The sequence below is a fragment of the Nocardia sp. NPDC051833 genome, from assembly GCF_040681225.1.
GTDB lineage: Bacteria > Actinomycetota > Actinomycetes > Mycobacteriales > Mycobacteriaceae > Nocardia.
On the sequence record NZ_JBFAYK010000007.1, the window covers coordinates 68,949 to 95,334 of the forward strand.

25 protein-coding genes are annotated in these 26,386 nt (G+C 66.3%); 13 read left to right on the forward strand and 12 right to left on the reverse strand.

All coding sequences use genetic code 11. The features are described from left to right. The first annotated feature begins 19 nt into the window (after positions 1 to 19). Positions 20 to 1,456, forward strand: coding sequence for a lipase family protein (locus AB0L91_RS32960; RefSeq protein ID WP_365016582.1), 1,437 nt, complete (start codon positions 20 to 22; stop codon positions 1,454 to 1,456). A 35-nt stretch (positions 1,457 to 1,491) separates the two neighbouring features. On the opposite strand, the gene AB0L91_RS32965 is transcribed toward AB0L91_RS32960, so the two are convergent. Beyond that, complete coding sequence (locus tag AB0L91_RS32965; RefSeq protein ID WP_355279884.1) at positions 1,492 to 2,037, reverse strand: hypothetical protein; 546 nt, start codon at positions 2,035 to 2,037, stop codon at positions 1,492 to 1,494. A 280-nt stretch (positions 2,038 to 2,317) separates the two neighbouring features. Here AB0L91_RS32965 and AB0L91_RS32970 point away from each other — a divergent pair, with 280 nt between their 5' ends. Next, positions 2,318 to 3,415, forward strand: a complete 1,098-nt coding sequence (locus AB0L91_RS32970) for an exo-alpha-sialidase (RefSeq protein ID WP_365016585.1) — start codon at positions 2,318 to 2,320, stop codon at positions 3,413 to 3,415. A gap of 3 nt (positions 3,416 to 3,418) precedes the next feature. Beyond that, positions 3,419 to 3,691: a MoaD/ThiS family protein gene (locus AB0L91_RS32975; RefSeq protein ID WP_365016587.1), complete on the forward strand. Its 273-nt coding sequence runs from the start codon at positions 3,419 to 3,421 to the stop codon at positions 3,689 to 3,691. A 29-nt stretch (positions 3,692 to 3,720) separates the two neighbouring features. Here AB0L91_RS32975 and AB0L91_RS32980 read toward each other — a convergent pair whose 3' ends face one another. Further along, complete coding sequence (locus tag AB0L91_RS32980; protein ID WP_365016589.1) at positions 3,721 to 5,139, reverse strand: MFS transporter; 1,419 nt, start codon at positions 5,137 to 5,139, stop codon at positions 3,721 to 3,723. A 139-nt stretch (positions 5,140 to 5,278) separates the two neighbouring features. On the opposite strand from AB0L91_RS32980, the gene AB0L91_RS32985 reads away from it, so the two are divergent. After that, entirely contained in the window at positions 5,279 to 6,286 is a 1,008-nt protein-coding gene (locus AB0L91_RS32985; protein WP_365016591.1) for a sigma-70 family RNA polymerase sigma factor, read from the forward strand. Here the strand turns inward: AB0L91_RS32985 and AB0L91_RS32990 are convergent. The 5 genes from AB0L91_RS32990 to AB0L91_RS33010 all read right to left on the reverse strand — a co-directional run bounded on the left by AB0L91_RS32990 (position 6,209) and on the right by AB0L91_RS33010 (position 8,186). After that, the gene (locus AB0L91_RS32990) at positions 6,209 to 6,607 is read right to left on the reverse strand and encodes a hypothetical protein (RefSeq protein WP_365016593.1); all 399 of its coding nucleotides are present in this window, start codon (positions 6,605 to 6,607) and stop codon (positions 6,209 to 6,211) included. The two genes, AB0L91_RS32985 and AB0L91_RS32990, sit on opposite strands and share 78 nt — an antisense overlap. 2 nt (positions 6,608 to 6,609) lie before the next feature. Then, positions 6,610 to 6,819 (reverse strand): hypothetical protein, encoded by a 210-nt coding sequence (locus AB0L91_RS32995; RefSeq protein WP_365016595.1) that lies wholly within the window; start codon positions 6,817 to 6,819, stop codon positions 6,610 to 6,612. A gap of 21 nt (positions 6,820 to 6,840) precedes the next feature. Next, positions 6,841 to 7,209: a hypothetical protein gene (locus tag AB0L91_RS33000; RefSeq protein WP_365016597.1), complete on the reverse strand. Its 369-nt coding sequence runs from the start codon at positions 7,207 to 7,209 to the stop codon at positions 6,841 to 6,843. 16 nt (positions 7,210 to 7,225) lie between these two features. After that, on the reverse strand, positions 7,226 to 7,555 hold the full coding sequence (locus AB0L91_RS33005; RefSeq protein ID WP_365016599.1) for a hypothetical protein: 330 nt from the start codon (positions 7,553 to 7,555) through the stop codon (positions 7,226 to 7,228). A gap of 469 nt (positions 7,556 to 8,024) precedes the next feature. Then, complete coding sequence (locus AB0L91_RS33010; RefSeq protein ID WP_357349408.1) at positions 8,025 to 8,186, reverse strand: hypothetical protein; 162 nt, start codon at positions 8,184 to 8,186, stop codon at positions 8,025 to 8,027. Positions 8,187 to 8,326: 140 nt separating this feature from the next. Between AB0L91_RS33010 and AB0L91_RS33015 the strand changes: the two genes are divergently transcribed. The 6 genes from AB0L91_RS33015 (at position 8,327) to AB0L91_RS33040 (ending at position 13,706) form a co-directional block, all read left to right on the forward strand. Then, positions 8,327 to 10,162 (forward strand): PQQ-binding-like beta-propeller repeat protein, encoded by a 1,836-nt coding sequence (locus AB0L91_RS33015; RefSeq protein ID WP_365016601.1) that lies wholly within the window; start codon positions 8,327 to 8,329, stop codon positions 10,160 to 10,162. A 190-nt stretch (positions 10,163 to 10,352) separates the two neighbouring features. Further along, a complete protein-coding gene (locus tag AB0L91_RS33020) occupies positions 10,353 to 10,568 on the forward strand; it encodes a hypothetical protein (RefSeq protein ID WP_365016602.1) in 216 nt (71 codons plus the stop codon). Further along, positions 10,565 to 11,815, forward strand: a complete 1,251-nt coding sequence (locus tag AB0L91_RS33025; protein ID WP_365016604.1) for a hypothetical protein — start codon at positions 10,565 to 10,567, stop codon at positions 11,813 to 11,815. The genes AB0L91_RS33020 and AB0L91_RS33025 overlap by 4 nt, the downstream gene beginning before the upstream one ends. Positions 11,816 to 12,029: 214 nt before the next feature. After that, on the forward strand, positions 12,030 to 12,422 hold the full coding sequence (locus tag AB0L91_RS33030) for a DUF732 domain-containing protein (RefSeq protein WP_365016605.1): 393 nt from the start codon (positions 12,030 to 12,032) through the stop codon (positions 12,420 to 12,422). 53 nt (positions 12,423 to 12,475) lie between these two features. After that, positions 12,476 to 13,012 (forward strand): hypothetical protein, encoded by a 537-nt coding sequence (locus AB0L91_RS33035; RefSeq protein WP_365016607.1) that lies wholly within the window; start codon positions 12,476 to 12,478, stop codon positions 13,010 to 13,012. 10 nt (positions 13,013 to 13,022) lie between these two features. After that, positions 13,023 to 13,706 carry a hypothetical protein gene (locus AB0L91_RS33040; RefSeq protein ID WP_365016608.1) on the forward strand — a complete coding sequence of 228 codons (684 nt, stop codon included), beginning with the start codon at positions 13,023 to 13,025 and terminating at the stop codon, positions 13,704 to 13,706. Positions 13,707 to 13,719: 13 nt separating this feature from the next. On the opposite strand, the gene AB0L91_RS33045 is transcribed toward AB0L91_RS33040, so the two are convergent. Beyond that, positions 13,720 to 13,953, reverse strand: coding sequence for a hypothetical protein (locus AB0L91_RS33045; protein WP_365016610.1), 234 nt, complete (start codon positions 13,951 to 13,953; stop codon positions 13,720 to 13,722). Positions 13,954 to 14,160: 207 nt separating this feature from the next. After that, positions 14,161 to 14,832 (reverse strand): TetR/AcrR family transcriptional regulator, encoded by a 672-nt coding sequence (locus AB0L91_RS33050; protein ID WP_365016612.1) that lies wholly within the window; start codon positions 14,830 to 14,832, stop codon positions 14,161 to 14,163. Between the two features lie 218 nt (positions 14,833 to 15,050). Here AB0L91_RS33050 and AB0L91_RS33055 point away from each other — a divergent pair, with 218 nt between their 5' ends. The 3 genes from AB0L91_RS33055 to AB0L91_RS33065 are packed head-to-tail and all read left to right on the forward strand — an operon-like array spanning position 15,051 to position 17,156. After that, positions 15,051 to 15,266: a hypothetical protein gene (locus AB0L91_RS33055; RefSeq protein ID WP_365016614.1), complete on the forward strand. Its 216-nt coding sequence runs from the start codon at positions 15,051 to 15,053 to the stop codon at positions 15,264 to 15,266. Further along, positions 15,263 to 16,774, forward strand: a complete 1,512-nt coding sequence (locus AB0L91_RS33060; RefSeq protein ID WP_365016615.1) for a hypothetical protein — start codon at positions 15,263 to 15,265, stop codon at positions 16,772 to 16,774. Before AB0L91_RS33055 ends, AB0L91_RS33060 begins: the two co-directional genes overlap by 4 nt. Positions 16,775 to 16,832: 58 nt before the next feature. After that, positions 16,833 to 17,156 (forward strand): hypothetical protein, encoded by a 324-nt coding sequence (locus AB0L91_RS33065; RefSeq protein WP_365016617.1) that lies wholly within the window; start codon positions 16,833 to 16,835, stop codon positions 17,154 to 17,156. Between the two features lie 112 nt (positions 17,157 to 17,268). Here AB0L91_RS33065 and AB0L91_RS33070 read toward each other — a convergent pair whose 3' ends face one another. The 3 genes from AB0L91_RS33070 to AB0L91_RS33080 are packed head-to-tail and all read right to left on the reverse strand — an operon-like array spanning position 17,269 to position 26,194. Next, positions 17,269 to 17,859 carry a hypothetical protein gene (locus AB0L91_RS33070; RefSeq protein ID WP_365016619.1) on the reverse strand — a complete coding sequence of 197 codons (591 nt, stop codon included), beginning with the start codon at positions 17,857 to 17,859 and terminating at the stop codon, positions 17,269 to 17,271. A gap of 5 nt (positions 17,860 to 17,864) precedes the next feature. After that, positions 17,865 to 22,814 (reverse strand): DEAD/DEAH box helicase, encoded by a 4,950-nt coding sequence (locus AB0L91_RS33075; protein ID WP_365016621.1) that lies wholly within the window; start codon positions 22,812 to 22,814, stop codon positions 17,865 to 17,867. Continuing rightward, a complete protein-coding gene (locus AB0L91_RS33080) occupies positions 22,811 to 26,194 on the reverse strand; it encodes a hypothetical protein (protein ID WP_365016623.1) in 3,384 nt (1,127 codons plus the stop codon). Before AB0L91_RS33080 ends, AB0L91_RS33075 begins: the two co-directional genes overlap by 4 nt. Between the last annotated feature and the right edge of the window lie 192 nt (positions 26,195 to 26,386).

The following is a 26,386-nucleotide window of genomic DNA, read 5'->3' on the forward strand; positions in this document are numbered from 1 at the left end:
CTGAACGAAGGGGTGCCGCGTGCCCGGAACGCGAAGAAGATCCGACGACAGAACGCGGCCCGGCCTGCTCCGCCGCCTCACCACGGCGGGTGGCGCCGCGCTCGGCATGCTGCTGATCCTCAGCGGCACACCGGCATTCGCCGTTCCCTACGACGGCCCGGTGCAGCCGGCCCCGCCGTTTCTCAGCGCACCGGCGATCCCCGAATTCGACGGGTTCTACCGCCCACCGGCCGAGGTCGTCGCCACCAAGCAGCCGGGCGAGATCATCGCCGCGCGCGAGGTCCGCGTCGCCAACTTCTCCCTGCTCCCGGTCAATGTCGACGCCTGGCAGGTCTCCTACCGCTCCAACAACAGCTACGACCAGCCGATCGCGTCGGTGGCCACCGTGCTGAAACCGCGCGGCGAGGTCGCGCCCGGCACCCGCAACCTGCTCTCCTACCACATGGCCGAGGACTCGACCGGCCAGTACTGCGCCTCCTCCTACGCCGTGCAGCAGTGGTCGATTCCCGGCCAGCTCACCGGCCAGTCGGTGGCCTCGATCTCCTTCCTCGAGGTGCAGGTCGCCCTCCAGCAGGGCTGGGCCGTCGTCGTTCCCGACCACCAGGGCCCCAACTCCGCCTTCGCCCACGGCCCGCTCGCCGGGCGCATCGCCCTCGACGGCATCCGCGCCGCGGAGAACTTCGCCCCGCTCGGCCTCGACGGCGCGGCGACCAAGGTGGGCATGATGGGCTACTCGGGCGGCTCGGTCCCGACCATGCACGCCGCCGAACTGGCCGCCACCTACGCCCCGGAACTGAACATCGTCGGCGCGGCCTCCGGCGGCACCGACGCCGACCTCGGCGCGCTGGTGAACCTCGCCAACAACAACGCGGCCTCGGGCGTCGTGTTCGCCGGCATCATCGGACTGGCCCACGAGGAACCGGAATTCGCCGCCTTCCTTCGCCGCACCGGCACCCCGCTCGCGCAAGTGCTACTCGACGCGAAGGACCGCATGTGCGTCACGTACCAGGCGCTGTCGCTGCCGTTCATGAACATCAAGGGCCTGCTGAATACCCCCGGCGACCCGCTCGAATCCCCGGAGGCGAAGAAGGTCCTCGACCGCACCCGCATGGGCAAATCCACGCCGGCCATGCCCGTGTTCCTCTACCAGGCGAACATGGACTGGCTGGTCCCGGTCGGCCCGGTCAACACTCTCTTCGGCACCTACTGCCAGGACCCTGCCGCCCGGATCACCTACACCCGTGACCATCTCAGCGAACATCTCTCACTGGAACCGATCGCGGTCCCCAGCGTGATGATGTGGATGCGCGACCGCTTCGCCGGCGTACCCGTCGAGTCCGGGTGCACGCTCACCGATGTCGGCACCATGACTCTCGACCAGCGCACGTGGCCGGAATGGGTGGCGATCGTCGGCGAGACCCTCGCCGGGCTGTTCGGGGCGCCGATCGGGAAGTGACCGGCGCTGATCTCCGGTGCTCGGAGTACCGGAGATCAGCAGGTGAGGTTGGCGGCGCCGTACGAGGAGAACGATACGTGCACGTGGTCGTAGTGGTTCTGGGTCGGGCTGCCCCGGTCCTCCATGTACGACCAGCCGCCGCCGTCGTTGAACTGCTGCTGCCAGATCACGTAGGTGACGCCGAAGCGTGCCTTGTTGGCCAGCACGAACGCGGCGATCGCGTCACCCTGCGCGGGGTTCGAGGTCATGATGTCGAGCGCGAGGCCGGCGCCGTGGTCACCGTCGAAACGTCCGTTGGCGCCGCCGATGTCGGAGAGCCCGAACATCTTCTGCACCATGTGGCTGACCTGCGCGACGTGGGGCTGGGTGCCCTTCCACTCCGTCGAGCACAGGTACTTCAGCTTCGAGGCGGACAGCGTCGCCGATTCGTCGTCGGCCGCGACCGGAGCCGGCGCGATGGTCGGCTCGTCGTGGGTCAGCGCGGGCAGGACGTCGACCTCGACGGCGGACGGGGTGTGCGGCACGACGGCCGCGACCTGCTGCACCTCGGTCCCGCCCGGGCGGAACGCCATCCAGAGCATGCCGGGAACCGTTGCTGCGAGGCTGCACACAGCCAACGACATGCGCCCCGTCGGAGGAGCGGGGGTGCGATGTTGACCAGGCACTTTATCAATCACCAGCTACTGTCGAGAACAAGGTCACTGCCAGATTACGAAATGGTCGCGAAAAAGTCACGCTCGTGCGGCGGGTTGCGCACGATCGGACCAGTATCCCTCACGAAACGTGATCATGCGGCCCTTACGTCACCGCGGAGTACGCTCATTTTCATCCGCGTCGGTGCTGACGACCTGGAGGTCGGCGATGGACGTACTTCTCGGAATCGGAACGCGCAAGGGATTGTTCCTGGCCCGCAGCTCGGACGGCCGGGTGAGCTGGACGGTGAGCCCGCCCCAGTTCCCGGTCGCCGATGTGAAAGCCCTGGCCATCGACACCCGCCGGGAAACCCCGCGCCTGCTGGCCGGTGTCCTCAACAGCCACTTCGGCCCGACGCTGGTCGCCAGCGACGATCTCGGCGAGACCTGGACCGAACCCGACGACGCCCCACTGGCCTTCCCCGACAGCACCGACGCCGCGCTCCAGGGCGTCTGGCAGATCGCACCGGCCACCGAGGCCGAGCCGGAGGTGGTCTACGCGGGCGTCGAACCGTCGGCGCTGTTCCGTTCCACCGACGGCGGAAGGACTTTCACGCTGGTCAGAGGCCTGTGGGACCACCCGCACCGGCCGCAGTGGGAGCCGGGTGGCGGCGGGCTCGCGCTGCACACCGTCCTCCCGCATCCCACCGACACCCAGCGCCTGGCCGTGGCCATGTCGACCGGCGGCGTCTACCAGACCGCCGACGGCGGCGCCTCCTGGACGCCGACCAACAAGGGCGTCACCGCCGACTTCATGCCCGGCGAGCTGCCCGAATGGGGCCAGTGCGTGCACAAGGTCGTCCGCGACGCCGAAACCCCCAGCACCCTCTACCTGCAGAATCACGGCGGCGTGTTCCGCAGCACCGACGACGGCACCACCTGGCAGTCCATCGACGCCGACCTGCCACCGTCGAATTTCGGCTTCCCGATCGTCGCCCACCCCCGCCGCCCCGGCGTCATCTACACCTTCCCGCTCGTCGCCGACATGGACCGCTTCCGCTTCCCACCCGACGCCACCTGCGCCGTCTACCGCAGCGACGACGGCGGCCGGACCTGGTCGGCGCGCACGGACGGCCTTCCGACGGTGCCGTTCTGGGCGGCCGTCATGCGCGACGCGATGACCGCCGACGACGCCGACCCCACCGGCATCTACTTCGGCACCCGCAACGGCGAGGTCTACTGCAGCCCCGACGAAGGCGACCACTGGCACCTGGTCGCCGACAAACTCCCCGACGTCCTGTGCGTCCGCGCCGCCGTCATCGGCTGACCCATGGCCCGCGTCCTGCTCCCCTCCGCCCTGCGCCCCTACGCGAACGGCGCGCACGAACTCGACATCGACGCCCCCACCCTGCGCGAAGTCCTCGACACTCTCCGCGACCGGTCCCCCGCCCTGGAACGCCGCCTGCGCGACGAGCGCGGCACCCTGCGTCGCTACGTCAATTTCTATGTGGACGGCGACGAGTGCCGCACCTTGAACGGCGTCGACACCCCGCTGACCACGCACACCGAACTGATGATCATCCCGGCCGTCGCCGGCGGGTAGATCCCCGCGCGGCGACCCACCGACACGGCTCACACCGGAACCATCGCCGCCGCCTCGCCGTCGGCCGTCCGCGCCCGGCGCCCCGGTAGCGCGAGCGCCACGACGGCACCGAGCAACGACAACGCCGCGCCCACCGCGATCGCCGGACCGAACCCGTCGACGAACTCCCCCGCCGACCCGTACCCACCGAATCCGGCGAAAACCGCCACCACCACGGCGATCCCGAACACCCCGCCGAGTTCCCGCATCATGCTGTTGGCGCCCGCCGCCTTCCCGATCGCGCCGTGCTCGACCGCCCCGACCACCGCGCTCTGCGCCGTCGGAATCGCCATCGACACCCCGATTCCCGCCACCACCAGCGGCGCGATCATCGCGGTGTAGGCCATCGCGGGGTCGGCGACGATCGCGATCCAGCCCAGACCGATCGCCTGGAGGGTCAGTCCCACGGTCATCAGCGGACGCTCCCCGATCCGATCGGCCAGGACCCCGGCCAGCGGCGCGCAGAAGAACAGGGTCAAGGTCCACGGCAGCAACCGCAGCCCGGCGCCCAGCGGCCCGTAGTGGAACACCATCTGCAGGAACTGCGCGAAGAAGAACACCGCGCCGAACAGCGCCGCGAAGGTCAGGAAGATCGCCGCGTTCCCGGCCGCGAAGCCGCGGGAGGTGAACATCCGGACCGGGAACATCGGTGTGCGCGTACGGGATTCCCACACCGCGAAACCGAGCAGCGCGACGATGCCACCACCCAGCGTCAGCAGGATCTCCGGATCCGTCCAGCCCACGATATTGCCGCGCACCAGCCCCCACACCACGCCCAGCGCACCACCGGTCACCAGCCCCAACCCGACACCGTCGACAGCGGTGTCCGGCCCGAAGCTCTCCGGAATCCGCACCAGCACCAGCGGAATCGCCAGCAGCCCGATCGGCACGTTCACCCAGAAGATCCACTGCCACGACAACCCCTCCGCGACCGCCCCGCCGACCAGCGGCCCGCACGCGACCGCCAACCCCGTCACCCCTTCCAGCACCCCGATCGCCCCGCCCCGGCGCTCGGGCGCGAACGCCGCGGTGACCAACGCCAACGCCAAACTCATGATCAGCGCCGCCCCCGCGCCCTGCACCACCCGCGCCGCGATCAACATCCCGGCCGACCCCGCGACCGCGCACGCCGCCGACCCGGCGACGAAGATCGCGAGCCCGACCGCGAACATCCGGCGCCGCCCGAACCGGTCCCCGAGCACCGCCGCGGTGATCAGCAGCACCGCGAAACTCAGGTTGTAGCCGTTGACGGTCCATTCCAACGTCGCCAGCGAGGCGCCGAAATCCTCGCGCAGTGTGCCCAGCGCGGTCGCCACCACCAGGGTGTCCAGCGCCGCCATCATCGAAGCGACGGCGCCCAGCGCGAGCACCCAGCGCTGCGTAGCCTTCGACACTGTCGGTATCTCCATGGGGCGTCCTTCCGGTCGATCGAACCCACACACATACCGACCGGACACAGGAACAAACTCATCGCGCCCACACCGATGACTTCTCGCCGGGCAAGCGGTCAGTACTAGCAGGGGACCCCTGTGCCCGGAAGGACGGCGAATGACCCAGACCGACGAGTTCGCGACCCGCACCCTGCCGTACCGCCGCGAACTCCTGGCCCACTGCTACCGCATGCTCGGCTCCCTCGACGACGCCGAGGACCTGGTCCAGGAGACCCTGCTGCGCGCCTGGCGCGGCTACGCCGACTTCGAGGGCCGCGCGTCCCTGCGCACCTGGCTCTACCGCATCGCCACCAACGCCTGCCTCAACGCACTCGAGCACAGCAGCCGCCGCGTCCTCCCCTCCGGCCTCACCGGCCCCGCCGACCACCCCGACCAGCTGCGCGGCGACGCCGACACCGTCCCCTGGCTACAGCCCATCCCGGACATCCTCATCGAACCCGAGTCCACCGACCCCGCCGCGATCGTCGCCACCCGCCACACCACCCGCCTGGCCCTGATCGCGATCTGGCAGACCCTGCCGCCCCGCCAGCGCGCTGTCCTGATCCTGCGCGATGTCCTGCACTGGAAGGCGACCGAGGTCGCCGACCTCCTCGACACCACCCCGACCGCGATCAACAGCACCTTGCAACGCGCCCACGCCACCCTCGCCGCCCACACCACCGACGCCGACCACATCACCGAACCCGACGACCCCGCCACCCGCGCGATCCTCGACCGCTGGGCCACCGCCTTCGCCTCCGCCGACATGGCCACCCTCGCCACCCTGCTGAGGTCCGAGGCCGTCTGGGAAATGCCCCCGATCCCCGACTGGTTCCGCGGCCGCGCCCGCATCCTCCACCTGATCGCCACCCAGTGCCCGTCCCGCTCGAGCACCGTCCGCATGATCCCCACCGCCGCCAACGGCCAACCCGCCTTCGCCGTCTACATGAACAGCGAAGCGCACTCCATCCAAGTCCTCACCGCGACCGGATCCGGCATCGACCGCATAGTCGCCTTCCACGGCCCGAACCGATTCCCGCCCTTCGGTTTACCGCTCACCCTGGGCCTTCCGCTTCCACCCGATCCGACCCACCAGCCGCGTGAACCGCTGCGCCAGTACCGATGACGCCCGAGGCGCGACGGGAGCCCCGGCGATCATCCCGGGCCCGGGGTGGTGCGGCGACCGATGACGCACCGCCGCCTCGATGAGCCGATCGAGTTCCGTCCCGTAGTCGGTGATGAGCGATTTGAGCAGCTCGTTGCGGACCCGGGGGTCGTACCCGGAGTACTCGGCGAGCATCGCCGCCTTGTAGCGATCGGCGGACGCCCGGAACATCGCCGCGTCCTGCATGGTCAGCTGACCCGACGCCATCAGCGACCGGATCCGGGCGAAAGCGGGTTCCTCGATCTGCACCCGGATCAGTTCGAGCAGTTCACGATCCGACACCGCTACCGCCCCCGGTCGATTCGATCCTGCGCGATCTCCGCCTCGGCGAGGCGTTCCTTGATCTGCATGTCGGTCCGCACCGCCTGCTTGGCCGTCGCGAGCTTCCGCTCGAGCTCGGCGCCCGCCTCCGCGATGGCACGGACCGGGTTGGTACTCAGCTCGGCGGACGGTTTCCGCCGCGGCCGCTCGGGCCTGCGTTCGATATTGCTCATGGCGGTTTCCTCTCCTCGCGCCTACGTCACCCGGATCCGGCGCAGTTCCTTCGCGAGGTCCTCGACGAGGCTGTCCTCCAGCATCTGTCGCACCTCGGGATGCCACCCGTTGTCGGCGTGCAACTGCATCAGGCAGTCGTTGAATCGCTTGGCCGTCACCGATTGCAGGGCCACCCGCTTGGCCACCCGCGCGTCCTGCATCGCGACCTGGATCTCGATGCTCGCTCGGTGCACCGAGAGCACGACCTCCTTGATCGCGGTGACGACGGGGTATTGCAGCGCCATCACCACCGCTTTGATGACCAGCTCGCTGACGTCGCTTCCATTACGCGCCAGCTCGTTTCGCGGATCGACGACCCGAAACGGAATGTCGGGCACAAAGTCGCTCAAGAATTCCTCCGTACTTTCATTCGAGCAGAGCCACACCGATAACAGTCAGCACACCCACCCCGCCGATGGTGAACAGCGTGAGCAGGAATCCCTGCACGCACGTGCTCAACACCACCCCGACCGCGACATCGATGAGAAAGAGTTCGAGATCGGCATCCTCGTCGCCACGTCGCGCTTTGCGCTGTCTGCCGAGCAGGCCGGTCACCGGATAAGCGAGCAGTTGCCGCGCGGTGCGCAGCGCCCCCTCCTCCCCCTCCAGCTCCTCGAAAACAGTGACCATCAGCCATTTCACCGCGGGCACGACGATGAACTTGGCGACGCTCACGCTGATGACGAGAATCAGCACTGCCTTGACTATCGACCACAGCACGCGCGAAGACCGAGCCCTCTCGAACGACCACAGGGATGCCGAAAAAGAAGCGAAAAGCCGATACCTCGGGTAGCGAACAAACGCACCGAGCTGCGGAAATTCTACCGCCGGAAATCGGCATGGCAAGCTTGATTCGTTTGCGGCACTAGGCATTTAGCAAACGTTGTGCGAATCGCCGGTGTCGGCGATCTCCGTGGTTAGGCCCGGGCGCCTTACGCGACCAGTCACCTGAAACCGTCACGTGGAGCCAGTTCTCACCCACACTCGCATCATCGACGCGGCGCCAATAGCGTGGGCGGTACACCGATTCGAGCATGCCGACCGCATGATCGGCCGCCGACTACCGCGCGGCGCCGGAGTCTCGTCGGATCGACCGGATCGTGCTCTACATCGACGATCTGCACCGAGATCGAGCGCAGGAGCGGCGGTCGCGCGCCCTGCGGCGTCAGAGCCCGTACTTGCGCACGAACTCCTCGGTGAGATCGACGGCGGGAACCCCCAGATCAGCGGCCCTGGTCTCGACCGTCGTCTCCTCGATGAGCTCGGTAGGCTCCGGCGGCAACTCCCGCCAGCGCGCTCGCGGATCACCTTCGTGCTGCTCGGACATGGCCGCTCCCCTCGTTCCCTCTCCAGCGTAGCCCAGTTCGGCGGCTGGACATCGGGCGATCAGCGCCGGTCATCCAGACCGCATACGCTGTTCCCGGCCGCGCAGCTCGCGGCCGAACGAACAGACGAGGGGACAGTTCCGTGGGGGAAAGCACCAGCGCCGAACAAGCACGCACCACCGTCGACGATCCACTCACCTCGCTACCCACCCTGGAACGCCCTCTCGGCCGCTTTCCCCGAGCCCGTGCAGTAGCCGCCGGGATCGGTACCGGCCTACTCACCGGCGGTGTCCTGCTCGCCCTCTACAGCTGGTTCGGTGCCACCACCCGCTCGGTCAGCGTGACGCTGGCACAGTCCGGCCGGTTCGCTTCCGTCACCGGCGTGCTCGGTGCGGTTGTGCTCGCCATCGTCGTCGCCGCATGGTTCGCGGGACGCCGACGCACGATCGATCTGTGGAACAGCCAGCACGCCTGGGAACTTCGAGCCAGCGGTGCTGTCGTGCTGGCGATCGTGTTCCTCGTCGGCATGTCCTGGAAACAGCATCTGCCCAGCAGCTATTCGGTGATCCGCGCGAAATATCCCTACTTCGCCCAACTCCCCACCGCGGTCGGCGCGATCGCCCTCGTGGGCGTCGGTGCGATTCTTGCCCTGCTGCTCACAATTCACATGGGTCTGGCCAGAACTGTCAGCCGCCGCATTCTCACGACCGCGATCGCCGCCGGGTTGGTGGTATCGGCCGGCGTCGCCGTCGCCGCTGTGCGCGCGGGCGACGACAGCGGCAATATCGACCATCTGACGGTTGCCGAAGCTCCGATCGCCCCCGTTCCCAGCCGGATCACGGCAGAGGCGTATCGCCTCCAACTGCCCCCAACCAACGAGCGGCGAAAGTCCGCGGGCCGCCAAGTTCTCGCGGCGGGAACAGGATTCGCCGTCGTGAGCATCGACGGCGTACGCGCCTATGACGGCGCGACCGGCGAACCACGCTGGCACTATCTGCGCGAGCCGCAGTCCGGCCAGCGAGTCCTCTGGCCCGATTTGGGCGCAACGTTCGCCACCGCCGACCGCTCGGTCCTGATCACCCGCTGGTTCGGCGAGGACACCACGCTGCGTATCGCTTTCGATGCCGTGACCGGCCGGATCCTCTGGACCTCGGACGACCACAACGACTACACGGCCGACTATCCCGACGTTCCCAGCTGGTTGATCAGCGCGGCAAACGCCACCGACGTGCTAGTCGAAACAGACAATGAGATCACGGGATACGACCCCCGCACCGCGGCACGGCGCTGGAAGGTCACCCTCCCGACCACCGGCTGCACACCGGACAAGGGCAAAACCCTGGCGTCGGACCGAGCTGTCTACCGGCTGTACCGCTGCGGTGAATCGACGCGGCGTCTCTTCGCGATCGACACGGCCAATGGCACGCTACTCGGAACCCGCGACTTCCCCACTCGCAACAGCCCTTCGGTCTCGCTACTGGCCAACACCCTGCATATCATCTGGTTCCAGCACGAGGACAGAGGAACCTACTACCTCCTCGTCGATCGTGCCGACCAACTCACGACCACCCCGATCCGTACCGACGGCAGCCCCTTCGCCGCAGACCTCCAGGGCCCAGAGGTACTGGTCGCAGTGCCTGATCCGGAAGGTCCGCCGAACAGCCGATACGCCGGGATCACCACGACCGACAGCACTGATGTCCAGCGCATCCCCGATATGACCCCGGGATACTCAGACATCGACGGCCACTACTTCCTCACCGACGACATCGTCGATCTGAACCTCGGCTCCACCCCGAATCTTTCGATACGTGACCGCCGAACCATGCTTCCTACCAGGATGATTCCTATCGCCAACCCCTGCCGACCCGGCCTGGCCCAGCCAATGCTGACGCCCACCTCGTCAGCTGTCCTGGTCGTGTGCCAGAACAACGAAGCGATCGGCGGCGCCACCCTCGACATCATCGGTTTCCGCTAGCGGCTCCGACCCGTGCGGAGGGTGAATCCCGAAGGCTCCCGATCAACGATTCGGACAGCGCGCTACCTTCGTCGGCATCGCAATCGAACGCCGCGCGCACGGCGATGCCCGCCTGCCTAAGAGGCGACAGCGGTTTTCCGCAGCTATCGTGTAATCGCCACTGCCCCAACACTATCGAAGGAGCCCGCCGGTGCCGGACCGCCTCGACCAGCTGACCGCGACCCTCGGAGCCCCTCCCCCGGCGGACTTCGCGACCCTCGACGTCGCCGACCTCACCCACCTCCACACCCTCACCGAATCGGCACTGGCCGCCCGCAAGGCCGCCATGGACGACGCCCTCGGAGCGGGCATGCACCTGATCCCCCGTCTGGCCCGCCCCGCCGTCCGAAAGGTCCTAGGACTATGAGCAGCGTGCGACACACGATCGCCGAGATCGCCAAGCTGGCCCGCGTCCTCGGCGTCGACCCCGCCGAACTGAATTTCCTGATGACGCAACCCCCTTCGGCCATCAAGGCGTACCGGGACCAGGTCAGCGACGAGATGTCCGGCCGCGACGTCCAGCGCATGCAGCGCGTCGCCGCCGCCGTGAAACTCGTCCCGAAGCCGATCGCCGCACTGGTCGCCGAGAAGGCACTCGGCCCGGCCCTAGCCGCCGCAGTCGCCGGCGCCGTCGAGCCCGCCCGCGCGGTCGGCATCGCCGAATCCCTGTCCCCCAAGTTCCTCGCCGACGCGACAGTCCTCCTCGACCCGAAACGCGCCGCCGAAGTCATCGCCCGCGTCCCCGACGCGATGGCCGCCGAGGTCGCGCAAGAACTCATCGCCCGCGGCGACTACCTCACCATGGGCCGCCTGGCCGGCGCCATGCCCGACTCCATCCTGTTCGCCGCCCTCCCCCAAGCCGCCGACAGCGACATCCTCCAGGTCGGCCTCCACCTCGAGGACAGCTCCCAGGCCGAACGCCTGCTGAACATGGTCACCGACCGCGTCCCCGGCATGGTCACCGCCATGTACGCCGAGGAGAAATGGGCCGACGCCATCTCCCTCCTCGACATCATCGGCCCCGAGGAACGCGCCCGCATGGCCGACATCGTCGCCGAACAAAACGACGAGATCCTCGACGGCCTCCTCACCGCCGTCACCACACTCGACGCCTGGGACGCCCTCCTCCCCGTCGCCGCGGGCATGGCCATCACCGGCCTCCAACGCCTGGCCCAACGCCCCGTCATGCACGACCCCGCCACCCTGCAACGAGTCTCCGACATCTCCCTAGCCCAGGGCCTCTGGCTAGACCTCCTCCCCCTTGTCCGCCACCTCGACCCCGCCCAACAGCGCTGCATCGCCACCCGCGTCCTCGCCGAACCCGACCCCGCCCTCCGCGACCTCATCATCCTGGCCAGCCCCGAAGCCCCCACCATGCTCCCCCTGGCCCTGATCGTCGAGGGCGAACCCCGAGCCCGCGTCCTCACCCTCCTCGACGGTCTCCCCGAACTCGACTCCCTCGTCGAACTCCTCGGCGGCGGCGACGCCAAAGCCTGGGAAACCCTCGTCGCGATCACCGACGAACTCCCCGACCGCGTCCGCAAACTCCTCGTCGTCCAAGCCCGCACCTGCGGCCTGGACGAGGTAGCGTCCGCACTGTCGAGCGACGCTTAGCCACGATCGTCACAATGACGTGACTGAGAGCGGAACCTGCCGCCGACCGTCCGCGGGTCGCTGGGGGCCGGGTCACTGATCGGTCGCCGAACTTCTTCGAACATACAACGATCCGGTCCAGACCACTTTGCCTGCCGGTGCGCACCAGACCTTCATCGATACAACGGCCGAAAGCCCGCCCGAAGCATTTATGGAGCGCGGGTAGAGTGACGTGATGTTGCCAGCACGTCACTGTGTTTCGCCGCTCCTTGCCGCGCTCGCCGTCGGCGTCATGCTCACCACTGGAACGGCCGGTGCCGCTCCACGTCCAGACCCCTGGGTCCAAGGACAGATCGACGCGCAAACCGAGGATGTCCCCGGATTTCTGCACTCGATCGAGGTAGCCGGCGTCGACCGAACCGGCATCTCCGACACCGACCTCGCCATCCAGGGCCGCCGGATCTGCAACCAGATATACAGCGGACGTGGAGACATCAGCAGCGCAATGCTGCCGAACACGCGCGCAGACGACTTCCATTCCATGGAGGTCGTCGCCGGAGCGAGCATCAAGTACCTCTGTCCACCGGCCGCAGAGTTTGCGGGGAACCTCGCGGACGCAGCCCCGTAGCCCGAGTAGGAGAAACAGCCGGGGCAGGTCCTCCCTGTGGCAGTATTGCCGCCGTGCCGGAGATCGCGACAATTACTCCCGTCGATGGAGGCTGGCGGATCCGCAGTAGCTGCGGACACGAGGTGGAAGTCGAGGACCTACGCGCCGCGACGTTCGATATCGCGAAACTGGTCGATCCCGATCGCTGGTACCAGATCGCGCGCGACCTCATCCTCGTCGACACGAGCGGCACACACCTGCACCCCTTCACCGTGTTCTTCGACTGGAACAACGACGAGGCGCGGATCTCCGCGATTGCCGACGAGGCGCCGCCGGCTGGATGCCGGTGGTATCTCGAAGGCCCGGGTCTACATTGCCTGCGCCCCGGCGCGACCCGGCTGGACGCAATCGCCGCTCTCGCGGTGGAACTCCGCGAAAGCTACGGAATCACAGCCGACTTCGGATACGACAAGGACGAATGGGACAACGAGCCGGACCGTATCGCGCATCTACTACTCAATGCCATCAACCGGGCAGAGCCGAGCGGCATCGACAATCTCCAGGTGATTCGCTTCGTCACAACGGTGCTCGGCGATGTGCAACAGGACTGATCGGTAGCCTGTGAACTCGCGACGCGTCCTCCTCGTGTCGTCGATTCTTCTCTTCACCGGATGCACCCCGGGACAGGACTCGACTGCGCAATACACGGGGATTCCAGCCACCTCTCCACCACCTCCGATCGACGGAAACCAAAATCACTGGTGCGAACCTGCCCCGGCGCAGTGGGACGAAAAGCTCGGGCTGACGGTGGACTTCGCGATAGCCCCGACCGAACTGATCATCCACTACACCGCAACCAACAACCGGACCAGTACCGCGTACGTGCTCAACCGAATCCAGCAGGACACCGGCGCGGCCACACCTCGCGAGAGACACTTCGTCGTACCGCGCACTGACGGTGTTGTCGAGATCAGCCAACGAGCACTCCTGTACCGATCGCCGAACTGCCTCGTACCGAGGTCGATGCCACTACCGCCGCCCCTGGCGTCCCGAATCGAACCTGAATCCACCCTCACCGACACCATCCACGTGCCCTTACCACTGCGCGTGATCCACCAGGAAGGACCGTCGGCGACGGAACACCTACCACCACTCACCGCCCCTCCGTACCTGATCTCGTTCTGCTTGGGCTTCTCGTCGACAGCCGACCCAGATCCTCGCGACATCGACGGCGAGCCCTTGTACAGCGTCTCGACCACCGGACCGGAGACGGTCTCCTGCAGCACCCCACTCGAACTGCCTTGAACTGCCCTCGAACTCACCGCTCTCGCCGCAGCGTGACGACACGAATCGCCGTCCTCGGATGGATGCTCGTAACCATCGTCGGCTGCTCGAACGCCAAGCGGACCTGCTGGCGATAGCCGTCTGTGGAGAGATGGTGTTCCCCGCCGGCACCGAACTCCGTGAATGCACAGAGCAGGGTTTCTTCAACGACCAGGTATCGACAACAGTCGTCGACATACACTCGGCCGAGATCGCCGAGTTCAAGCACGAATCGGCACTCGATTGGTTCGAACCGGCGTGCCGACCTACTGGAATCTGCACTGGAGCGACGCCGATCGACTCGGTTCCAGCACCGGAAGCGAGCACTCGGACGGACCGAGCCTGGCCGCAACCAGATGGGTAGTGGTCCACGACCACGGAACGGGTACCCACCGGGTATTCCTCCGAGCTGCCTGCTGACAAGCCTCCCGAACCGCTACTCCGGCTCCGCGTTCAACGCCGCCAGCGTGACGAAGATCGGCACATCAGGCGCCGCCTCCACCCCACGCCCCCGCAAAAACGCATCGATCATCCCCCACACCAATTCCCCTACCCGCCGGACGAATTCACCCGAATCCGGTTCGTCCTCACTCAACCACAGATCAGTGAGCGCGATCATCACCCCGACGATCGCCCGCGCCAGATACTCGATCCCCTCGGCGTCCAACGGAATCGAATCCGCCACCACCCGCGCCCTTTTCGTGAACCGAGCCGCGACCGCACTGCTGAGGTCGTACTGCCCGGTCGACCCTTCTCCACTCGTCCCGGCGTGCGCCTGCGCCAGAAACCGGAACACATTCGGATGGTCGAGAATCCCGACGGCGTAGTCCCCGAGCGCCCGCGCGATCGCCGCACGCGGCGGCTGGAGCAGCAGCGTCAGATCGGTGCCGGTCGCGGCGAAAGCGGTATCGGCGAACCGGTTGCCGATGGCCGTGTAGAGATCACTCTTGTCGGTGAACTGGCGATACAACCGCGGCTTGGTGATCCCCGCCTCGGCGGCGAAGGAGTCCATGCTGACCCGCGGCCCGTCCCGATCGAGCACCCGGATGGCGGCGTCGACGATGGCATCCCGGCTCACCGGCGGCGGTCGACGGCTCGGTCTGGTCACCCGTCACACCGTACACGTACCGCAAGTACGACCAGCCGCGATCGCCTGGTTCGACCTGGATGATCGAATGCTTCTCCGCCACGCTGGCCAGGTCCAGCAGCCGCCAGCACTGCGACGTCACCCAACCAGCCCGCTTTACATTCCCCTTCCGGACCGGCAGTATCGCAATTCGTACCGGCAGTACGTTCTGCCGAACACCGCAGCGAAGGAGAAGGTCCGTGCCGGATGCCCTGGCTCAACTCACCGCGACACTCGGCGCCCCACCACCCCCGGAATTCGCGAACCTCACCCCCGAGCAACTGGCCCTCCTCGACACCTACGTCCGCGCCGCGTTCGACACCCGCCGCGCCGCCCTCGACGACGCCGTCAACTCCGGCATGCGCCTGATCCCCCGCCTCGCCCGCCCCGCAGTGAAGAAGGTGCTCGGCCTGTGACCACCACCCACCACAGCACCGCCGAGATCGCCAAACTCGCCCGCATCCTCGACCGCCGCGACTCCACCGACCTCGACTTCCTCGCCGACCTCCCACCCGAGGCCCTGCGCCGGTTCCGCGACCAGATCACCACCACCATCGCCGACCGCGAATCCCGCCGCATGCAACGCATCGGCGCCGCTGCCAAACTCATCCCCGCCCCCATCGCCGCCAAGATCACCGAAGCCGCCTTCGGCCCCGTCCTGGCCGCCGCGATCGCCGGCTCGGTAGACCCCGCCCGCGCCGTCGCCATCGCCGGCGCCCTCTCCCCCACCTTCCTCGCCGACGCCACTGTCACCCTCGACCCCCGCCGCGCCACCGCCCTCATCGCCGAAGTCCCCGACCGCATGGCCGCCGCCACCGCCCGCGAACTCATCGCCCGCGGCGACTACCTCACCATGGGCCGCCTGGCCGGCGCCGTCCCCGACCAGGTCCTGCGCGCCGCCCTCCCCCACGCCGCCGACATCGACCTCCTCCACGTCGGCTACTACCTCGAAAACACCGACGCCGCCGACCGCCTCCTCACCATCGTCACCGACCGCGTCCCCGGCATGATCCGCGCCACCGCCGCTGAAAACCAATGGCCCGAAGCCATCGCCCTCCTCGACCTCCTGGGCCCCACCGAACGCTCCCACCTGGGCAATGTCGTCGCCGATCAAGACCCCGAAATCCTCGACGCCCTACTCACCGCCGTCACCGACATCGACGCCTGGGACACCCTCCTCCCGGTAGCCGCGGGCATGGAATCCACTGCCCTGCAACGTCTCGTCGAACGCCCACTCATGCAGGACCCAGCCGTCCTCACCGGCGTCGTCGACCTCGCGCTCACCCACGATCTCTGGCTCGACCTGCTCCCCCTCGCCCAGCACTTGTCACCCGCCCAGCTCCACACCGTCGCCGCCCGGATCTCCACGGAGCCCGACGACGCACTCACCGCGCTCATCGAGCAGGCCCACACCGGCGACCACTGGGACATCCTCATCCCCGTAGCACTGGCCTTCGACGAACCCGACCGCCGCCGCTTCGCCGCCCTCCCCGTCATGCACCGCCCGGACACCTTGTCGGCCGCCGTCACCACGGCCGCCACCCACAACCTCTGGTCCGCGGCCCTCCCCCTCGTCGACGCCCTCCCGCCCCACACCCACGACCACCTCGCCACCACCATCGCCACCCTCGCCACCCCCGACTTCCACGCCGCCCTCACCGCGACCCCCGCCGCCGGCGCCACCAACACCCTGATCCGCATCGTCCTCCGCCAGGACCCCACCGCTCGAGCCCACTCGCTGACCCTCCTCGACGGCTCCGACCACCTCGAGTCCCTGGTCGCATCCTTCACCACCACCGACCCAGAAATCTGGAACTCCCTGGCGGCCATCAACTCCGACCTCCCACCCCGCCTCCGCACCCTCCTCGCACCCCAAGCAGCGCGCTGCGGCCACACCAACATCGCCGAAGCCCTGTCGACCTGACCCACCGACGAACCGCGGTCACCACGCCCGACCGTGGTTCCCCACTACCATCCGCGCCATGCACCCCATAGGCAGCCGAAAGCGCAACCAACCCGCCCCACCCCACGCCGTCTATGCCGCACTGACAAACCCGGACCGCGACCCGACCCGCCCCTGGCTGATCCTGCTCTCCGACGAACAACGCCCGACCATCCTCGAGCACAACGATCCCGACCTCGTCATCTGGAGCTCACTGTGGCCGAAACACACCACGGCCCGTGTCCGTTTCGACCTCCCCACGGACGGCCGAGGTGGCACAGACCTCCGCTGGACCCTCTACATCGACACTCCGAACCTCGACGACTCCGCGATCGGTCACCTCCGCTATCGCCTGAACACCTAGATCAACGCGAACCTTCGGTACTCGTTCGGCCAATGAGTCGAGACACGCTGCATCCCTGGGGAATTCGGCGGGCGCCACACATGAACTACGCAGACCGTGATGTGGTCTGTCCTTAACCGAACCGAGCACTTCCCTGGCGATCCCGAATCGTTCCGCTCCACAGCCCACTACGAGTCGGGACGTACAGATCCCGCAACACCGGATCCGCCTCGATCCGAGCAACGGTGTCCGCATCAGGCGAGTACGGCCGAGCACGCACCACCCACTCCCGCCGCAATTCCGGAACACACACCTGAATCTCGTCGAACTCCCATGTCTTCCGCCCGGACCAATCCATCTGTTCCGGTTGGTCCTGAAACCCAGCCGCGTAGCCGAGATACTCGTTCCACACCGCGTACGAAGTCGCCAGCGACACCTCCGCAGGCACATCAAGCTTCAACAACCACCGACCGTGTGCCCATTCATGATCACCGAGCAACATGCTCGCCGATGACCGAACAGCCCCACGCCGCCACGCCCGCCCTGGCCAGCACCACACCGGCGGCGCCCCACCACAGTCGATCCCCCGCCGCCCCATCTCCGCCACCATGTCGGCGTACGCACCACGCCAATTGCTGACTACCAGGTCCCAGTCGGCGCGATAGACATCGACCTGACGCAACGTCGTCACCACTTCCGGAGCTTGCAGCGTCCAAATTCGCATCCGTGCTACTGATCACCGCGCTTGAGCAGCGCACCGACCCGTTCGGCGGCGTCGGCGGCCTCCACGGGGACCACATGGTAGCCGTCCTCGCTCAGCCCCGAATCGCGGTCGTTGTCAAGGCCTTCGACAACTACGACTTTCGCTGTGGGCCAAGCGAGTTCGACCGGCCAGTAGTGCCGGCCTTCCTCGATGCCGATCTCGGGTTGCGGAATTCCCGCATTGACGAGCTCGTCGAGCAGTATCCCGACTGCATCGGATACCCCCACCCACTCCAGGTCCCGGTGTGTTGTAGTCGATTGCGAATCGATACCGGTGAGGCCGAGTCCATCGAAGATGGCCAACGCACCTGCCCGGGACAACTTGTCGTGATAGCGCTCGTTGCGAAACGACCGCAAGCATCCGTAGCACGAGGTCTCAGGGCCACAATCGCATTCGGACACGCGTTCTGCAGCGACGCGCAGGACCCGATCGAGTTCGGCCGCGATCTGTTTCGACGCGCCCGCCCCGGCGGGAACAGTATCGAACAACACGATGCTGCGCCGCCCGTCGGCACTCCACGAGAGTGTGCCGTCGATGTCGTCGCGGCTGATTTCCAGCGCCTCGGATGCTCCTTCGAGTAGCGCGTACAGCACAGACAACCACCGTGCCTCGGACTCTGGCGTGTAGACGAATTCCGACGAGAAGGTGATCTCTGCAACGTCGGTCTCGTACCGATGGGCCAGCGAGACCATCTCCAGCGGGCCGGCACACTCGCTGCCTGTCGCGGGACGCTGATGGGATTTCGTCTTCGCACGGTTCGGACCGATCGGATCCGCCCAGCCACACCACGCGCACAGCACAAAACCTGCGCCCGCCCCTTCGCCGATCACGGCGAGCCTTGCTCGGGTGCCGGAGAGCGCGCGCACCTCGACACCGGTACCCGATCGCCAAGGCGGAAGCTCGATGGCTTCACCGATGGTCTCCACATAGCTGGCGCCGAACCATGAGCGCCGTGGCGGTTCGGATTTCACGTCATCGGGCTTGCGATCCGCCACGAACCCGAACTCAGGCAGCACACATCGCTTGGTCTGTCCGAACTCGGTACCACAGTTCGGGCAGATTGGGCTGCCGTCGAGCACGTGGCCGGATTCGAAGTGATTGCACTCCTTGCACACCCGGTACTGGAGTGACTCCAGCTCCCGCTTCGGTAGCTTGTGCAGACCACGTGAAGTCCACAACTTGCCGCCGGCCACCACCTGGTTCCCCGGAGCGTAGTCGTAGATGGCCTGCCCGAGATCGCGGGAAAGCTCGAGCCGTGCACCGACGTTGCCCTCACAGTGAGCGGTCCGCAATTCCACGGTGTCCACCGGGAACCCGTACTTCGGCAGCACATTCTTGTTGGCAAGGTAGCCGAGGAGCTGGCGGTCGCTGATAGTTCGCAGTGTCTTCTGCAGTCGGGCACCGAGCTCTAGCCGATCTTCTCGCTTGGCCTGATCGATCAGCTCTTGGAACGTGGCCATGTCGGAACGGATGTCGTTCTCGGCATCGGCCAGTTGATCGCACAGATGCCCGACCCATGTGTGGTCATCGATGCCGATCTCGTGCTGGATCTTTCCCGGCAGAGCGGCTCGCAACGAGGCCGACACGGCGTCTGGGACCGGGGTGAGGAACTCCCGAAGGCGCGCGGCTGCGGAGTGTTGAAACCCCTCGGCAGGTGTGAAGAACTGCCCTGCCGTATGCCACTCTTCGCCGTCGCGATCGTAGCAGTGCCGGAAGTAGGCCGCGAGCGCGATCGAATGTGCATGACGGCGGCCGATTCTCGCGTTCTCTATGGGAATCCACGGAATCCGCATCCGCCCAGCGATCATGGACTCCGGGTTCTGGAACTTCGACAGGTCATGCGAGCTGCGCTTGGCATAGGTCACCACGAGCGCGGCTGAGGCGGCGCGGCGACCCGCGCGGCCGGCACGCTGCACATAGTTCGCAGTTTTGGGTGGCATGTTGCGCAACATCACCGACTGCAGATCACCCACGTCGACGCCGAGCTCGAAAGTCGTCGAGCACGACAGGACATTCACCTCACCGGAAACGAACCGACGCTGCACTTCCGCTGCCGCAGTGGCCTCCCATTGTGCAGTGTGCTCGCGTGCACTGAGAGGCAGTTTGGCCAGCGTGCGATATGCCGTGCGGTAATGGTTGGTGTCGGCACCCAACGGCGGCAACTCGAATGGGATCAGGGTGCCGTCACAGTTGCCCTGCGGACACAGATCACGGATGTTGTGCGCGGTCAACCTACGGCAGGCAGCGCATTGAAACCACAAGCAGTCGAGGCCGGGGCGAACTCGGAGTTGCTCCTGGTCCAGCTGATACAGCACACCCGCGATCCGGTCGTGTTCCTCGGCGAGAAATCGATTCTCCAACAGGAATTTCCAGCAACCATCGAGGACGAGCTCGGCATCAGCCGAAGCTCCTACCGCAGCCAGCACCTTGCGCACGAGGAGAATCCGGTTGTTCGTCGTGCCCGGTTTTCCACCCGGCAGCCAGCTGATGATGCGGCGGTCCCGGTCTGAACTGCGTGACCGAACCCTGATCTGGCTCGCTCGCGGCTCGAATATCGACTCCTTGATGTTGACTTCGGGCAGTAGGCTCATCGCACCCTGGAGCCGAATGGTCTTCACGAGCTCGTTGAGCAACCCCCAGAACTCTTCGTCGGTTAGCCCGATCTTGGCGAATCCGCTAGGTATCTTGGCCTTCCGTGGCCGGAACAGACCTACCGACATCAGCCCGAGACCTTCGAGAGACAGTCGCTGATCCATGGCCATCAGCTCGGCCATCACCCAGGGATTCACGGCTCGCTTGAGCGTGGTGCCGGTGGCCCGCTCGTCGAAGTGTTCGGCGCGGACAGCGACTGCCCGAGCACCGTCGGCGAGGTCTTCGGGGGAAAGCAATTCGCCGGAGTGCTGGGCTCGGCTCAGGACCTCGGCGAGATACCGACGCTCGAGCATTCGACCGTAGGTCTGCTCTAGATAGGGCGCGGCGAACGCGGCCTGCTGGCGCGAGTCCGAGAACATCAGCAGCTTGCGCCCGCCACCGACGTTCTCGGCTGTCTCGTCGTCGGCCGGCGGGAGGTTTTGATAGAGCGCAGTAGTGATCACCGCCGGGGCGGCATTCGTGTCGGTCCGTAGCCGCCGGATCACCTGCCGCGACAGGGCACCGCATTCGGTGCACTTACTCATGATTCGTTGCGCTACCGGATGTTCACGAACCCGGAGCGCCGGTCCACCTGGGCAGTCTGCACCACACGACCCTGGCCCGCTGCTGAGCCTGCCGCAGCCCGCACACAGTGCCCGGATCCCCGTTCCACGCCCGGGACCTTGGTCTTCGTCGAGCGTTGCATCGTCCTCATCGATTAGATCGACTGCCTCACTATTTGTGAGTACCAGCCACTTCACTTTGGAATCCCGCTTGGCGGGGCGGAAGTATTCACGAACGCCGTCGGATTCGGGCTGGCCGGCAAGGTGGACGGCGCCGCATCGCTGGCAGGTACCGAATTCGAACACCGCTCGTCCGGTCACCGGATCGACTTCGTGCCGCCCCAGCAACACGGTGGGCTCTGTGTCGGTGAAGCTCACATAGGCACCTTCGGTGGCCCGGACGAACAGGTGGTAGCGGGCCGACAACACCGGAGTGCCCTCGTGACCAGTCACTTTCGATCCGAGTGCGACCAAGGCCTCTAGTTTGGTCACTGCCCGACGGTCGTTCGGCCATATCTTCGCCGCGAGATCAGCCACGCTCTTCGGACCCGACGCTGCGTACTTCTTGAGGTCGGCAGTACGGCGCTCGGCATGGAGTGCGTCAGCGACGTCGCCCGATGGTGCGTTCGCGCCGACCCAGCCCAGGTCCGCGTCGGGCTCGGCCAGCAACATCAGTTTGTCGTCGTCGAGTTGCCAAGTGGGTTCGGGCCTGCGCGGCATCCGGGTTGCTGTCACCAGGTCCTGTCTCGCAGGCTCGCCGTCGACGAACTCGAACGGTGCGTCGAACAACTTCTGCGCGAACGCGGTGGCCTCGGCCCCCTGTTTGCCGTCGGTGCTGCCCGACAACGACGCCGAGGTCGCGATGCACTGCAGCGGGCGATCGCCCCCAACCCGGTCACGCAACCGACGTAACAGTAACCCTACTTCGCTGCCCTGGGCCCCGTCGTAGACGTGTGCCTCGTCGAGCGCGACGAACCGCCAGGTTCCAGAATGCTTTCCGTCGAACAGCTCGATATCGCGCGGACGCAGCAACAGGTATTCGAGCATCGCGTAGTTGGTGAGCAGGATGTGCGGCGGGGACTCCCACATCTCTTCCCGGCTGAGCTGCTCGTTCGGAAGTCGCTCGGTACCGGGGAACATCGACGCGTACGCGGCTTCGGCGTCGGCACGTCGCTGCTTGGTTTCGCCGGTGTATCGGCCGAAGGTAATGTCCGGTGATCCAGCCAAGAGTTGACGCAAACGCTTCAACTGATCGTTGGCCAGTGCGTTCATCGGATACAGCAACAGCGCCCGCACACCCGGGCCGAGAACACCGGCCGCCCTCTGTGCGACCAGCTCATTGAAAATGGGCAGCAGGAAGCTCTCCGTCTTTCCCGACCCGGTTCCCGTGCTCACCACCAGGTTCCGGCCGGCGACAGCTTTACGCACCGCAGTCTCCTGGTGCCGATACAACGGTCGGTCCAGCGCTATGGTCTCGGCGAACTCGGAAAATTCCGGGTGCAGGACACCCTCGGCGATCAGCGATCGCAGCGTGGCCCCCGCCGCGTAGGGCGGAGTGAGCTCGAGCAGCGGACCTTTGACCAGCAAGGAAGTATCATCCACGGCACGGTCGAATGCGGCCGCCAGACGCGGATCTCGTGGTGCCAGGAGCGTTTTCAGGTATCGCTTGTAACCGGCCTCGATGTCTGCGCCGGCCGCGAGGGGGTCGAGCCGCTCGGTCACCGTGGTTCTCCGATCTTGTTGACGATGTCTTGGTGCATGGCATACAAGGCGAGTGCATCGGCGATGAGCACGTCCGTACACACCAGTGCAGGGCACAGTTCAGCCAGACGCGCCCAGGACTCACGCATCGGTGCAGGCATCGACCAGCCACGGACCATCGATCGCGCGCTCAGTCGTGCCACCGCGGCGAACAGCAACGACTGCATCGACACCAGCAACCAAGGAAACCGAGTTGTGTCGGCACCGGTCAGCGCTTCGTTGCGTGCCTTGACGACGTCATAGATCGATGCCGATGACCTGCGCAGCAGTGGCATCAGTTCCGCCGACTGCACAGTCATCGACACCCGTGCAGGGTCGTCCTGCCACTGACTTCGTTGCGCGAACGCCTCGAATACCGCGCTCCGGCGCGTGTCTGCGTCCAGTAGTGCGGCGGGCACTATTTCGCAGGCCTGCTTCAGCGCCGCGAACTGTTCTTCCGGCATGAAGTGCAACGGCACCGTGTCCGCGTCGAAGATATCGGAGTAGGCACAGCGAGCATCACCGGTGAGTAGATCCAGCAGCTGCTCACCACCGTAATTGGCCAGGTCGGCGCGTAGTTCCGAGCCCGGCACGGCGCCGTTGAGATGCAATGCGAAGTAGGGTAGGTCGGCAATTGCGACCAAGCATCCGAGCCACGGATCGGTTACGTTCTCGCCCCGGATCGGGGAGGACAGATCCTGATCGATCAACCCGCTACTGATCAGCAGCGCGGCGAGTTCGTTCCGCGGAATGGCGCTGCGATCCAGTGCTTCGATCGAGGATCGGGGGTCGGCGCGTAGGACCTCGAGCAATGCGGAACGGCCCACCGACCGAAGCCCCAGCCCGCTGCGTGCACCGGCGTACACGGTCCACGCCTCCGGCACTGCTGAGCTCGTTGCGGAGAGATCACCAGCCCCAGCCAGGAACCGGGAAAGTTCGACGCGGCCGAGGTCATCGTCGGGCATCCAGCCGGGCTGATCCACGGTGTCGGCTGTCTCGTCCGGATAGTCCGGAGCGGTGATCACCGACCATGGGTCATCGACGAACACCTGCACGATCAGCGAACCCGCACCGACGAATTCGGCCGGCAAAGTGCCTCTTCCGTCGACCAGCTCAACTTGTATGGGTGCCCGCCATGGTGCGGTGAGCGGCCACACGAAAGCCGCCAGATCAGTGTCGGTTGCCCCATCGAATACCAGGTCGGCACCCTCGAGGTGTACGCCAGCGCACAATCTGCGCGGCTGGATCCGCGCAAGGGTGACCTCTGTGGTCGATCCATCGACGGTGTCGATGCGCAACACGACCCGCGATCTGCGCATCGACCGTGCCGTATCAGCGAATTCGCGGGTGCCGAGCTGGAAGATGTTCTCCCGCAACGACTTCGGATACGCAGTCTGCCGGACCGAGCCATGCTCATCGGTCAGCACCATGTCGATCTCGACAAAACCCGGTACCCTCGCCGCCACGATCATGTATTCGGCCATATCGTCCGCGGTGAGCACTGGTGCCACAGTGCGCCAGTTTGCCACTGACCCGATCGGGTCTACGCGTAGCTCAATCGCAGGCGGACGCACCACCAGCCGTTCGGAGGCCGCTCCCGAAGTCACGATGATGCTCGTTTCGCGATCCACCGCACCGAACTCGATCTGTGAGCGATCGACGCGCAAGGGCGCCGCCGCGATCAAGGTCGCGCTCGTCGGTGCCAGTCCATCCTGAACCGGAATTCGAAATTCGGCGGCGTGCTCCACCAGGAGGCCTTCGGCCAGGAATACGCTATTCCGGATGTCCTGGCCGAGTGGGCCGCTGATGACAACATCGAACAAACCGAGCAGCCCAGCTGCCATCCCGTCGAACGGGTCGAGAGACACCGGTTCGGTATCAGACTCCCAGATCTCGTCGGCCAGCCAACCGACGGTGCCCGAGTGTCGCACGCGCACTCGCCACTCCATCGGATCTACTGCGTGCGCCGGCAAATCTACAGTCGGCCGCGCGGCATAAACGGACAGGCCCGACCGCGTGTGCAGGCCTTCGACAGGTTCCGGCAGCGACAGCCGTGCCGAACCGGTTCGCCGAACCTGCCGCACTGTGCCGGATCGAGTGTCATCTCGTAGTACCACGGCATCGGTGTCGGTCAGGTCGTACACCCGCGCGACCCATTCGCGCCAGCCCACCGGTGTCGCTTCCACGGTGTGCTCGATTTCGACGCTCGAGTGCGCATCGAGCATGGTCGCTCGGGCGGGGTGCACAGCCACCACCTCACCACGGGGTAATGCCACGTGACGCGAGAGGTGGCGGCCGTGCTCATCGAAGATCAGCAGCGGATCGGACTTGTCCACGAGGGAGATTCGGTGGTGCTGTCCCGATTCCTGGTGACGCAGAGTCACCTCCCTGACCTGCCTCGACACCGGTACTGGCGTCGGCGGTTGCACATCCTCCGCCGACAGACCCCAACCGCGGCGAGTCGTCACCATGGTGGTCTCGCCGTCGAACGAAACCAGCCACGGGAACTCGGCGCCCGAGGTCGGGTGTGGCACCTCGACAACGATCTGATCATCTGTTCGGGAGTAAGCGAGCGCTGGTCGACGCGTTCGCGGCGACCGGCCCGCAATCGCGGCGACTTCACCGAACGGCCGCTCCTCCCAGCGCTCGATCAAGGCCTCGAGCAGCAGGCTCGGGATGCCGGTGGTAGCAGTGTCGAGACCCAGGTCATTGGCGAAGTCGGGATGCTCCCGGGTGTAGCCGGCGAACTCGATGATCCGGTCGACGATGTCGACGGCGACCTCACCGCCGTACTTCAGGAGGTTGCGCACGGGAACGTCCAGTTCGTTCATGCGGTACTCCAGCCCGGGCTGGGTCAGCCATTCGAAGACCGCCGCCCCGCTGAGATCACGACCTTGCGCAACGTGCTGTTCGATGACATCGACCAGGTCGCCGAGACAATGCACTGGAACCCCGGCGTGGACCGCCATCATTTGGACGTACTGAGTACCCAGATCGGGGAACTCCCGCATCTTGAACTTGCGCAGGTACACGGGGAGCCGCGCTCGCAGCAGGTTTTCGAATTCCTGTTCACGTGCAAGGTCGAGCTCCGACCAGAAACTCTCCCAGTACTTGCCCTGTTCGTAGTCGAGTCCCGCGTGCCCGATCAATGTCGTCAGTGTCAACGCGGGAAACTTGTCCAGCAATCGGGGCAGGCCCAGCCGGCGTCGGTGTTCGCGGATCACTTGGCCGAGCAGGTCACGGGTGCGCACGATCTCGTCGTAGTCGAGATTGAGCTCCGCGAACAGCGATACCTGCTCCAGCCGCCGCGCCTGCCGAAACTCCTCGTTTCCCGCCTCGTCCCAGACGAACGTGTCCGGCATCGCCCCTCCACGTCACCCACCGCTACCCAGGTTCGGGTTGCAGCAAACCCGCCATTTTCGCCTGCCTATCATTGCACTATCGGGTTGTCCTGGGATCCCTACTCCATATTCAGGATTGCCCGGTGCACGGACCTCGCGTCGTCGGCCGAGCCGCTACTCTCGTTTCGTGGCCGTGTGGCCGAAGCGGGAAGG